10 protein-coding genes are annotated in these 12,219 nt (G+C 41.4%); 8 read left to right on the top strand and 2 right to left on the bottom strand.

The features are described 5' to 3' along the window. Window positions 1–51 precede the first annotated feature (51 nt). From HEQ19_13305 to accD, 3 genes are all read left to right on the top strand, one after another. Window positions 52–318: a hypothetical protein gene (locus HEQ19_13305; protein WYM00354.1), complete on the top strand. Its 267-nt coding sequence runs from the start codon at window positions 52–54 to the stop codon at window positions 316–318. Between the two features lie 217 nt (window positions 319–535). Continuing rightward, window positions 536–1,357, top strand: a complete 822-nt coding sequence (locus HEQ19_13300) for a prepilin peptidase (GenBank protein ID WYM03391.1) — start codon at window positions 536–538, stop codon at window positions 1,355–1,357. 422 nt (window positions 1,358–1,779) lie between these two features. Further along, a complete protein-coding gene (gene accD, locus HEQ19_13295) occupies window positions 1,780–2,730 on the top strand; it encodes an acetyl-CoA carboxylase, carboxyltransferase subunit beta (protein ID WYM00353.1) in 951 nt (316 codons plus the stop codon). 69 nt (window positions 2,731–2,799) lie between these two features. Here the strand turns inward: accD and HEQ19_13290 are convergent, their stop codons facing one another. After that, the gene (locus HEQ19_13290) at window positions 2,800–4,203 is read right to left on the bottom strand and encodes an MFS transporter (protein WYM00352.1); all 1,404 of its coding nucleotides are present in this window, start codon (window positions 4,201–4,203) and stop codon (window positions 2,800–2,802) included. 348 nt (window positions 4,204–4,551) lie between these two features. Then, window positions 4,552–4,827, bottom strand: a complete 276-nt coding sequence (locus HEQ19_13280; protein WZI67204.1) for a hypothetical protein — start codon at window positions 4,825–4,827, stop codon at window positions 4,552–4,554. Between the two features lie 558 nt (window positions 4,828–5,385). Here HEQ19_13280 and HEQ19_13275 point away from each other — a divergent pair. The 5 genes from HEQ19_13275 to HEQ19_13255 are packed head-to-tail and all read left to right on the top strand — an operon-like array spanning window position 5,386 to window position 12,173. After that, a complete protein-coding gene (locus tag HEQ19_13275; GenBank protein ID WYM00351.2) occupies window positions 5,386–5,838 on the top strand; it encodes a chemotaxis protein CheW in 453 nt (150 codons plus the stop codon). Window positions 5,839–5,843: 5 nt separating this feature from the next. Next, entirely contained in the window at window positions 5,844–7,121 is a 1,278-nt protein-coding gene (locus HEQ19_13270; protein ID WYM00350.1) for a CheR family methyltransferase, read from the top strand. 34 nt (window positions 7,122–7,155) lie between these two features. Next, entirely contained in the window at window positions 7,156–8,649 is a 1,494-nt protein-coding gene (locus HEQ19_13265) for a methyl-accepting chemotaxis protein (protein ID WYM00349.1), read from the top strand. Window positions 8,650–8,664: 15 nt separating this feature from the next. After that, a complete protein-coding gene (locus HEQ19_13260; GenBank protein ID WYM00348.1) occupies window positions 8,665–9,354 on the top strand; it encodes a chemotaxis protein CheW in 690 nt (229 codons plus the stop codon). Then, the gene (locus tag HEQ19_13255; protein ID WYM03390.2) at window positions 9,354–12,173 is read left to right on the top strand and encodes a response regulator; all 2,820 of its coding nucleotides are present in this window, start codon (window positions 9,354–9,356) and stop codon (window positions 12,171–12,173) included. The genes HEQ19_13260 and HEQ19_13255 overlap by 1 nt, the downstream gene beginning before the upstream one ends. The last annotated feature ends 46 nt before the right edge of the window (window positions 12,174–12,219 follow it).

Genomic DNA, 12,219 nt, shown 5'->3' with positions numbered 1-12,219 from the left:
AATCTTTCGGATAGACTAGAGGGAAATTTAGAAAGTAAATAGCCGTAAATAGTGCAAGCTTTAAGACAAGGACAAGGACAAGCAAATTTTACCGCTCCCAGAAACCAGTCGCCTTTAATCGATCCTGCTTTGATTAGGGCGGCTGGTCAGATTTACTACACTCACTGTGAGGTACATCCCGAAATAGCTGGGCGACCTTCAGGAGTAGCCATTAATCGTGTGACTCATCGGGGTAAGGTGATTTTTACTCACCAACCTGTTCTCTTACCCCAAGAGTGTTTTGTACCCTTAAGTCAAATTGAATCACATATGTATTAGGCAAGAGTCAAGAGTCAAGAGTCAAGAGTCAAGGGTCAAGAGTCAAGGGTCAAGGGTCAAGAGTCAAGGGTCAAGGGTCAAGAGTCAAGATTCAAGATTCAAGATTCAAGATTCAAGATTCAAGAGTCATCAGTTGTCTAGATGAATAAACTCTCGACAAAGGATAAAAAATCAACGATAAATGACAAATGACAAATGACAAATGACAAATGACTATATGGATATTTTGATCGTCGTTCCGGCGAGTCTCATTGTCTTGGCTCTGGGTGCATCTATTGGAAGCTTTATTAATGTTGTAGTTTATCGGCTACCTGCAGGATTGTCGATTCTTTGGCCACCTTCCCGCTGTCCCCATTGCCTAAACCAACTTAAAGCCTACGATAATGTACCAGTTTTCGGGTGGTTGTGGTTAAAAGGGCGGTGTCGTTATTGTAAAAGCAAGATTTCTGCTCGTTATCCTGTGGTAGAAGCGTTAACGAGCATAGTATTTTTACTAGTATTTTTAATATTTAAAGTTTCGATTTTTACAATAGGATACTGGGCTTTTTGTAGCTGGTTATTAGCCCTAGCACTGATTGACTTAGATACTATGACCTTACCAAATCCACTGACTAAATCAGGGTTGGTATTAGGGATAATATTTCAAATGACTGTCGGTTTTTTTCCAGAATATAGTTGGGTGGGATTGGTAAAACACCTGATAATGGGGATAGTAGGAGCTGTTCTGGGCTTATGGCTGTTTGATGCGATCGCCATAGTGGGTTCAATTGCTTTAGGTAAAACCGCAATGGGCGCAGGTGACGCCAAATTAGCAGCCATGATGGGAGCATGGTTGGGGTGGAAATATTTGCTGTTGGCTGGTTTTATTGCCTGTGGAATGGGAGTATTAATTGGTGGTGGTGCAATGGCACTATCGCGGCGAAAATTGGGACAAAAGATACCTTTTGGGCCTTTTCTCGCTTTGGGGGCTGTAATTGCAGTATTTGGTGGGGAAACGATTTTATCTGCTTACCTGCGATTATTTTTCCCAATCAATTGAAAAATTGCCCATTTTCTTGATAAAACACCTTTATTTATCATGACTGTAACCGTCATTACGCCATCTGCCCTTGATATTTTGGTAATATCGGCCTGTGACTTGTATTACCGTTACATCAGACCTATCCCAAGCTACTCATATCTATTTTGGGGGTTAGATTTCCCAGCTTTTGCCAGTAAATTCACAAGATAAAACGAACAAGAGACTTGTATTGGCCTAAGCATTTTCGTTAAGCTGGCAACCAAAGATGCAAAATAAAGTCTCAATTGCTTACAAGCGTAATTTTGACGATGTAGTCAATAGTCAAGAGTGAAGAGTCAAAAATTAATAGTGAATCACAAGCGCTAATAACTAATAATCATGACTCCATATCACAGATTGACCTGTTTTCGACCTCATACCCACTTTTGAATAACATAAAAATGGCGAACAACGAAGAATCACGCGGTTTAAAGTCTCTATTAGATTGGTTTGCAAATCGACGCAAATCAGGAAATACCAACCTTGAACGCCAAGAACGTGAAATTGCTGATGGACTATGGCACAAGTGTCCTAAATGTGCTGTATTGACATATACAAAAGACCTAAAAGCAAATCAGATGGTTTGCGTTGAATGTGGTCATCATAATCGCGTGGATAGCGAAGAACGCATCCGCCAATTGATAGATCACGGTACGTGGAGACCGATGGATGAGCATTTGCGCCCCACCGATCCGCTACAATTTCGCGATCGCAAACCATATAGCGATCGCCTGCGCGAAATGCAGGAAAAAATTGGCTTAATCGATGCTGTCAAAACCGGTTTGGGTCAAATCAATGGTTTACCCGTTGCTTTGGGAGTGATGGACTTCCGGTTTATGGGTGGTAGTATGGGTTCAGTAGTGGGAGAAAAACTCACCCGGATGATTGAGCAAGCTACTCAGGGGCGATATGCAGTATTGATTGTCTGTACCTCTGGTGGCGCCAGAATGCAGGAAGGTATGCTTTCCTTAATGCAGATGGCGAAAATCTCCGCAGCGCTTCAGCGCCATCGCGACGAAAGATTATTATATATTCCTATTTTGACTAACCCTACCACAGGCGGTGTCACCGCTAGTTTCGCCATGTTAGGCGACATTATCATAGCAGAACCAAAAGCAACCATTGGTTTTGCAGGTAGGCGCGTAATTGAGCAAACCCTGCGGGAAAAACTCCCAGAAGATTTCCAAAGTGCGGAAGATTTGCTCAAACACGGTTTTGTGGATGATATCGTACCGCGTACCCAATTAAAGAATACTCTAGCACAGCTGATTGGCTTGCACCAACCCATACCCACCGCACCCCATATGGTGTTATGGGAAACAATGTCCTTAAGTTCCAGCGCAGCTGAGTAAGAAGAGGGGAAATGAGGGGGAAAAATAATTTTTCAGTACGAACTCATCTCCCCCTGCTTCCCTAATCCTTCACCCTTTCTGTTCTTGCACAAAAATGAGGGGGATAAGTGCTACTAATCGGCATAGACTAGAGATAGCGAATAATGCTAGTAAGCCTCCATGTTCAGCAAATTGGGCGATGAAACCGCCGATAGTTGTACCTAAAGCACCACTAAGCCCAGCGGTAGCCGCTGCGATCGCAAAATAGATAGACTGATTTTTAATTGGTGCAATTCCTAACTGCATATTATTACTACACAAATCAATTGCTGCTCCAGTTCCGCCAATAAAGATGTGTAACAGCGGGAACCATAGCCAGATACCCTGGTGATTTACAGTAATACCCAGCCACAACAGAGGTGTGAGTGCTACCAAAATTCCCATCATGAGTAAGATGGGACGATTACCAATTTTGTCTGCCAATTTACCCCACAGAATCAGCATCAGCAAATTAGCCCCCATTTGCAGGCTATTGTAAATTGTCACGCAACTGATATCTAAATCAAGGGTTTGCAGCATATAGAAGTTGAAAAAAGGACCGCTGAGGTTAACAGCAAGCATCCAGGAACTGAAATAGAGCAAAAACATCAGAAAATTAGAGTTTTTCCAGATAGGGGACCGAATAGGCACTTTTTCGCTGCACAAAGATTCATCTTTGTCAAGTGCCGTGCTGTCGCTGACTAGTTGAATATCACTTTTTTGCACAGACATAGCAAAAAAAGTGTTTTGTGACAATGGATTCATATCCATCTGGAAGTACTGACACCCCAGGCTAATAAATCCGAAGACAACACCCACAAGCAGAACGACACCATAACCCTGTAAAGTTCCGCCATACCAATGTGATACAGCTAAACCGGCTAAAGGGACACTCAGCAAATTTGTCAAGCTAGCTGCACTATTGCGTATCCCAAAATACCTACCGCGCAATCGTCGGGGGACGATCATCGCCAGCCAACAGAGCCAGGATGCACTTCCTAAACCTCCCAAAAGATGGCTGAATAGGACAATTAAGAGCGTCAATACTACCAAGTGGACAGAACTAAACGCCCCCCAACTCGCGCCCATAATACCAATGACAAGAATCAACCACAGCACCCGAGAAATCCCATAGGTGGCTAGGGAATACTGAAAGCGACTGGTGGTGCGTTCCGACAAATAAGCACCCAAAGGCTGAATCAGATTTACCAGCATCGGGATTGACGACAGCATCCCAAACACAACTGGAGTGGCGTCTAACTCTACTAGGAAATTAGTCAGTAAAATTCCCCCAGTAGTTATAGAAAAGACTGTAGCAAAGACACCATCCAGTGTTGAGGCTCTCAAACTGGTGCGAATAGCATCCTTAGAAACTTGAATTCCGGTTTGTGGTGTAGCAATCTGGGGAATTTCCAGATTTAGCGGTCCAGCTATTTCAACTTGAGCAAGATTCATAACCAAATTTTACCGAGGAAGCACCGTAGGAATAGATTAGTAGCTAATAGTAATTCTGTGCAATATTGCCACATTTTCTATCTACCCGCCTCCCGAAAAATGGAATAACCAAGATAAAAAACTCCATCCCCTTGCGATAGCGCAGGGGGATGGATAAACCGCCGACTTAGAATTAAAAATCCCTCATTTTTAACTAATTACTAATTTTTAATTCATAAGAGGTGATTTTTGGGTTTTATTTCCTTCATTTCGGTGTAAATTCAATTATTATTTACAACACCAACACGCAAAGCAATCCGCTGATACTTTTTGGCATCGTAGGGCATACCTGTATGCATGACCTGGGAGTTATCCCAAAACACAATGACTTTGTAAGTCTGGAGAGATTTCGGGATCTAGAGGCTTGGGGCGACTACCGAGGCTTGAGTCACCGAATGTCTGGATGGCAAACTCCTTCAACTGGGAGGCCGTCAGTTTTTGCTTTCTGACAACAATCACCCCGTGTTCCCAAAGAGATTGCTTCAATTCCTGGACTTGTTGGTCTGTAATATATGCAAGATTACAATTTTGTAGAACTTCCTTGCCCAGTCTTGAATGCTGCTGTATGGTCAACAATTTATTCACCCTAGAATTATTTCTACCAGATAGTATATAAAATTGTTTGAACGGCGATATGTGCGGGGCAATAATGATGATTGATCAAAGCCTGAAATGAGGTATTTTCGTTAATTCACAAGATGATTCCTTTGAGAGCGTGTGTAAGTCCTAGTGTATTCAAGCCTACCTTTTGTTTTGCAGTGTATTTATTGTATATACGTATACACAAAAAATATAGCCTGTACAGTTAACCCAATAATAAGCATTTTCATATCGAATTAGTATAATATAATTTTTTTATACTTTATAAATAAGAGATCATGCTTATAACGAATTTATCTGATTTCCGGCTTTCGGCAACACTTAACTATGGGTGGCTTTGACACTATGGGGCTTGTCGTTAGACATCGCGCGCTGATTTTCGACAAATCAAATGGCTGATAATAGCAATACATGTCTAACGATTTCTGTCAATGCATAAGTCATGATTTTGATATTTCTAGGCAAAGATATGCAATTTGTATACTGTATATATAGAGATTAAAATAGCCTTTTTAATCGTGCAATAATCAATATATTATGCTAATGTTACTTTTCTCTGTCGGAAATAATTTATATGCTCTGGATACTTCTCAGGTTGTGGAAGTTATCCCCAGGGTGATGCTCAGGAAATTACATCAAGTTCCGAGCTATGTTGCTGGTTTATTTAACTATCGAGGTGCAATTGTACCCGTAATCGATTTATGCCAGTTGATTCAAAATCAACCCAGTCGTTCATACTTAAGTACACGAATTATTATGGTAAACTATGTAGGACAAGATAACATCAATCGTTGGCTCGGTTTGATGGCAGAACGAGTGACAGAAACTTTAAATAAACCAGATATAGATTTAGTTGATACGGGAAATTTATTAAAGGAAGCGCCTTATTTAGGAGAAATGATTATGGATGAAAAGGGAATGATCCAACTGATAAGGTTAGAATATTTATTGCTAGATTCGCAGCATAATTACTTATTAACACAAGGAGAATCCTAACATCAATGATCCAGGCAAAAATTGAGTCACTGTTGCAAGAGAAAATAGGTGTCTCTGCCAGTATCATTGGCTCTAAAGAGATTGCCAGAGTTGTAGAAAAGCGCAGATTAGCCTGTAAATTGCCTGATTTGCGAACCTATCTACAACAATTACAAACATCAATTCAAGAATTAGAAGAACTAATTGAATTGGTGATTGTTCCAGAAACTTGGTTTTTTCGGGATGGGGAACCGTTTAATTTTCTGGAGAATTACATCAAATCTGAGTGGTTATCAAGCAAGAGTAAGTCAAGACTGCGTCTTTTGAGTATACCTTGTTCTTCTGGGGAAGAGCCTTATTCAATAGCTATGACGCTACTGAATGCAGGTTTAAGCCCCAATCAATTTGTGATTGATGCCGTTGATATTAGCAAAAAATCTTTAATTAAGGCAAGAGAAGCTGTTTACAGACAAAATTCCTTTCGCGGTAACAATCTAGAATTTCGGGCGCGTTATTTTACTCAAATTGGGGATAAATATGAATTATGTGATTTGGTAAAAAATACTGTTAATTTTATACATGGCAATCTAGTATCTCCTTATTTTATGTTTGACAAGATGCCTTATGATGTAATTTTCTGCCGCAATGTTCTGATTTATTTCGACCAAGCAGCGAGAGAGCAAAGCATGGTAAATTTAGAGCGCTTATTAACTAATCAAGGGCTATTATTTGTGGGACATGCTGAAACCGGACAAACATCAAGGTCTTACTTGAAGTCTGTAGATCATGCTTTTGCTTTTGCTTATCGAAAAATAGATAACAACAAGAGTAAATCTCAAGATATAGATAATTCATTAAAGAAAAATCATCAAGTAGCACCTGTTAAAAAAGTCGGGTTACAGCTAGAAACAAGGCAGGAAACAGAAAAGCCTCAAAAAATACCGCCAAAATCTATCAAAAATGATAAAACTGAACCAGAAAATTTACTGTCAGCTATAGACTTAGGAAGTATCCGTAAATTAGCAGATCGTGGGCAGTTAAGTGAAGCAGCTACACTATGTGAAACATATCTAAAGCTGAATTATACGAATGTGGAAGCTTATGTTTTATTGGGGCAAATTTATCAAGCTCAGGGTAGAGAAAAACAAGCAGAGCAATGCTTTCAAAAAGCAATTTATCTAGAACCTAATGATTATGATGCACTGATGCACCTAACTTTACTCATAGAAAATCGTGGGGATATTGCTAGAGCAGCAGTCTTAAGACAGCGAATTCAGCGATTGCAAAATTTATTAGATAAGTAGATAATTAGCTAGGTTAAATTGAGGAAAAATTAAGATGTTTGAAAATTGGAAAGTCAGAGATCGGTTACTTCTCGGCTATGCAGTCCCCAGTGTATTATCTTTAGTATTTAGTGCGATAGTCTATGTCAATTCTACTCAGACAATAGCGACATTTAATAAAGTTGATAAATTAAACGATATCAATTTAATAACCGATGACATGACCTTAAGAATTTATGGGATGGGTCGCCAAGTTCGTGGCTATCTTCTGGTAGGAAATGCCGATAATTCTTTAGAATATTTTAACAAAGAAAAAGATAAATTTCAAGAAAATGTGAACCGCGTAGAAAGTTTATTGAACGATCCATTAACAGGTAAATACCTCCAAATATTTAACAAAATGCGGCAACTGGAATCCGATTTTGTGGAGTTGAGCAACAAAACTTTTCGTCTTGTAGATCAGGGGAAACAAAAGGAAGCTGTAGCGTTATTCCTACCAGGATCTAAAAAAATCATTGGTGAATTTGATCAAGCGAATACAGACATTACACAAAGAATATTAGAGGAATCGAAAAGCAATACAGAACATACAAGAAATTCTCTTAATTTCATCAGCTTAGTATCTGTAATCATGCCATTGGTGGCTTTAGCAATAGCCCTAACAGTGGCATATATAATTACCCAACAAATAGTTAATTTAATTCGCCAAGTACAGACATCCGGGATTCAGATTACCACCTCAAGCACCCAAATTGCCGCATCAGGAAAGCAACTAGAAGCAACGATGACCGAACAGGTAGCTTCGACAAACGAAGTCGCCGCTACAGCCAGAGAAATTGCAGCCACTTCTGGACAACTGGTAAGGACAATGGATGAAGTCGAGGATAAATCTCAAGCGACAGCCCAAGCTGCAGGTGACTCGCAAAAAGAGTTAATCCACATGGAAAAATCGATGCTACAGTTAGCAGATGCGACGACAATTATTTCCACCAAACTGCGAGTAATCAGCGAAAAATCTAACAACATTAATACTATCGTCACTACGATTACCAAAGTAGCAGATCAAACCAATTTACTCTCCCTGAACGCAGCTATTGAAGCAGAAAAAGCCGGAGAATATGGTACAGGTTTTGCGGTCGTAGCCAGAGAAATTCGCCGCCTTGCCGACCAAACAGCAGTCGCTACATTGGATATTGAAAACATGGTAAAAGAGATGCAAGGAGCAGTTTCAACTGGGGTGATGGAAATGGATAAATTCTCCAAAGAAGTAGAAAAAGGAGTGGATGATGTGCGAAATATCAGCACAAAATTGGAATTAATTATTCAGCAAGTCCAAACCCTCAACCCCCGGTTTCAAGATGTAAGTAATAGTGTGGAAGGACAGTCCCAAGGAGCAGAGCAAATCAGTCAAGCGATGCTGCAATTGAGTGAAGCTTCCTCACAAACTGCAGAGTCTTTGGTAGAGGTGAACGGTGCAATTAGTCAATTGAATAGCGCTGCACAAGCCTTGCGTCAGGAAATCGCTCGTTTTAGAGTAGATAATAATTAAAAGGACACCAGACCCATGAGCGATGATTGCTGGAACCAGATTGGAGTAGAGGGCGATCGCTCCTGTCGGGAGCTAAAAACGGCAATTCACTGTCGCAATTGTTCCGTATATTCTCTGGCTGGGCGGAGTTTATTAGAACGGGAAGCGTCGTCAGAATATCTGCATGAATGGACCGAGATCCTGGCAAAAACTCAGCCAGATGATTCCTTAGCGTCAATAAATAGAGCGCTGGTGCGGTCAGCAGAAACTCTATCAGTGATGATCTTCCGTTTAACAGATGAATGGTTAGCTTTACCGGTGCGGTTACTTCAGGAAGTCACTCAGCCCTGTGTAATTCACAGCCTCCCACATCGCAGTAACGAACTGTTTATGGGTCTGGTTAACATTCGTGGCGAAATTCTCCTATGCATTTCCCTCACCCATCTTCTCAGCCTGGCGGTTATAGCTGATTCCTCCCAGAATGTCAATGCTGTAGTATCTAAACGAATGATGGTGATAGCCTCTGAAGATAACCGCTGGGTGTTTCCAGTTGATGAGGTGTGTGGAGTGCATCGCTTCCAAATTAGTGAATTGCAAAATACGCCAGTGGTCATTTCCAAAGCCGCAGCAGCCTATACCAAAGGGGTCATTTACTGGCAGGAGCATAAGGTAAATTATTTAGATGCAGATTTATTGTTTTATACTCTAGTCCGGAGGATTCTGTAATGGACAATAAGCAAGATATGGGGGACTTAACCATACTAGATTTGTTCCGGCTGGAAGTAGAAGCCCAGGCTGCGATCTTCAAAGAGGGGCTTTTAGCTCTCGAAACTCAACCCCAGTCTTCCCAAACACTGGAATCGCTGATGCGGGCTGCTCATGCTGTCAAAGGGGTAGCTGATCTTGTGGAAATTGATGCTGCTGCTTCCCTATCTCACAGCCTAGAAGAATATTTTGTTACCGCCCAAAATCAAACAATTACACTGGCTCAGATTCCGGTACTACGCTTAGGTGTCGATGCACTGCTGAAGATTAGCCAAGTAGGAGAAGCAGATTTAGACCTTTGGCTATCAGAACATCACCAGGAAATTTCTACAACCACACAGAAAATTACTGCCCTACTTACGGGGACAGTGGAGATGGTATTACTAAATATACATAGGGAAATTACGGAGCCAATTTCTCCCCCACCTCCCCCACCTCCCCCACCACCGCCAATCACAGAAGAGGTAGTAAATATCAGCGATACCTCCATGCTGGATTTGTTCCGCTTGGAAGTAGAAGGTCAGGCAAACATCTTAAATGAAGGGCTGCTATCCTTAGAAAGCCAACCTCAATCTGCCAAAGTGCTAGAATCTTTGATGCGAGCAGCCCATTCCATCAAAGGCGCTGCGAGGATTGTAGCTATTGATGCGGCTGTGAACCTAGCTCACTTAATGGAAGATTGCTTTGTCGCCGCCCAAAACCACACAATTACCCTAGAAGCAGATGATGTTGATGTATTGTTGCAAGGTGTCGATTTACTCCTCAACATTAGTCAGTTAGAGCCAGTGAAATTAAATCCTTGGTTGTCAGAACATCGACAACAGATTACAGCAACCAGACAGCAAATTGCTGGCGTGTTGACGGGAGAGAAAACCCAGACAACAGGACGAGTAGAAATTGCTCCCCCACCTCCCCCCCCAACTCAGACGCCAGCAGGGGCGAAAACCGCCTCAGTTGAGACGACATCAATTGTTAAACCTAAATCCAGTGAACTGACCAACGTCGAACCAACAGGCCAGCCGACAATACAGCTACTCCCGACCAATGACCGAGTTGTCAGGGTCAACGCCGAAAACTTAAATCGGATCATGGGTTTGGCGGGTGAGTCCCTGATTGAAGCCAATTGGCTACAACCCTTTGCAGATTCGCTGATGATTCTCAAAAAACGACAACTGCAACTGTCGAAAATTCTGCAACAATTTCAGGAAGCTGTAGCTGTGGGTCGCTACCAAGAAAGCCAGAAGTATTTGGAAGCTGCGAGGTTAAAAGAGTCAGAATGTCGCGAGATTTTGGGCGATCGCCTGGACGCACTAGAATTATTTGCGCGTCGTACTGCTAGTTTAAGCGATCGCCTCTACCGAGAAGTAATTGCCTCTAATATGCGTCCTTTCGCCGATGGGGTACAAGGGTTCCCCCGAATGATTCGCGATTTGGCCAGAAGCCTAGGTAAGCAAGTAAAATTCGATATTCTCGGCAAATCTACACCCGTTGATCGTGATATTTTAAAGAAATTAGAAGCTCCCCTCACGCATATTTTGCGTAACTCCGTCGATCACGGTATTGAGCTACCCGAAGAACGCCTAGCCGTTGATAAACTAGCTGAAGGAACCGTGCGACTCGAAGCCGTTCATCGTGGGGGAATGCTATCTATTACCATCTCCGATGATGGTCGAGGAATTAACTTTGATTGGTTGCGCCAAAAAATTGTCACCAAGGGACTAACATCATCAGAAATGGTAGATCAACTTAGTGAAAGTGAACTCATGGAATTTCTGTTTTTACCTGGATTTTCTACAGCCAAGCAGGTAACAGAAATTTCTGGCCGTGGCGTGGGTTTAGATATTGCTAAAAGCATGGCTCAAGAAGTTGGTGGTAATGTCCGCGCATTTTCTGTACCAGGAAAAGGCATGACTTTTCACTTCCAATTACCTCTAACTTTATCTGTTGTTCGTACCCTGTTAGTAGAAATATCTGGTGAACCTTATGCTTTCCCTTTAGCAAGAATTGAGCAAATTGTTATGGTGGAAAAAAAGGAAATTTATTCAATTGAAAATCGCCAGTATTTCACAATGGACAATAAAAATATTGGTTTGGTATCAGCCCATCAGGTGTTAGAGTTGCCGGAATCTACACCCAAATCTGATGCCTTACCTGTTGTTATAATTGGTGAACAATCAGATTATTATGGATTAGTAGTAGATCGATTTTTGGGCGAACATGATTTAGTCGTTAGACCTTTAGATCCCCGATTAGGAAAAGTTCAAGATATTAGTGCTGCGGCTCTCATGGGAGATGGTTCACCCATCCTGATTGTCGATATTTCTGATTTAATTCGCTCTGTTGATAATCTACTCAATAACAGCAAATTAAGCCGATTCGACAAGGAAATTAGTACTGCCATACTCGAAAGCCGCAAGAGTATTTTGGTAGTTGATGATTCGATAACTGTCCGAGAAATGGAGAGAAAATTACTAGAAAATAAAGGTTATAAAGTTGATGTGGCGGTGGATGGCGTCGAGGGTTGGTACACAGTTTCTAATAAGCATTATGACTTAGTGATTAGTGATATTGATATGCCCAGAATGAACGGAATTGAACTGGTGAGCAAAATTAAAAACAATCCGAAGTTGAACTCAATACCGATAATTATCGTATCCTATAAAGACCGCGAAGAAGACAGACTTAGGGGGTTAGAAGCTGGGGCTGATTATTATTTAACCAAAGCCAGCTTTCATGATGATACCTTAGTCAATGCCGTGTTAGATTTGATTGGTAATTAATCTAGGTAAGCAATGGGGGATTGGGCATGGAGAATCATAGATGTTC

The organism is Gloeotrichia echinulata CP02, from assembly GCA_038087035.1.
Lineage (GTDB): Bacteria > Cyanobacteriota > Cyanobacteriia > Cyanobacteriales > Nostocaceae > Gloeotrichia > Gloeotrichia echinulata.
This window is presented reverse-complemented; position numbering and strand designations above follow the sequence as displayed.

Bases quoted from the DNA above. Each gene is read 5' to 3' on its own strand.
- HEQ19_13300 (WYM03391.1), top strand. From the start codon at position 536: ATGGATATTTTGATCGTCGTTCCGGCGAGTCTCATTGTCTTGGCTCTG.
- accD (WYM00353.1), top strand. From the start codon at position 1,780: ATGGCGAACAACGAAGAATCACGCGGTTTAAAGTCTCTATTAGATTGG.
- HEQ19_13290 (WYM00352.1), bottom strand. From the start codon at position 4,203: ATGAATCTTGCTCAAGTTGAAATAGCTGGACCGCTAAATCTGGAAATT.
- HEQ19_13275 (WYM00351.2), top strand. From the start codon at position 5,386: ATGTTACTTTTCTCTGTCGGAAATAATTTATATGCTCTGGATACTTCT.
- HEQ19_13270 (WYM00350.1), top strand. From the start codon at position 5,844: ATGATCCAGGCAAAAATTGAGTCACTGTTGCAAGAGAAAATAGGTGTC.
- HEQ19_13265 (WYM00349.1), top strand. From the start codon at position 7,156: ATGTTTGAAAATTGGAAAGTCAGAGATCGGTTACTTCTCGGCTATGCA.
- HEQ19_13260 (WYM00348.1), top strand. From the start codon at position 8,665: ATGAGCGATGATTGCTGGAACCAGATTGGAGTAGAGGGCGATCGCTCC.
- HEQ19_13255 (WYM03390.2), top strand. From the start codon at position 9,354: ATGGACAATAAGCAAGATATGGGGGACTTAACCATACTAGATTTGTTC.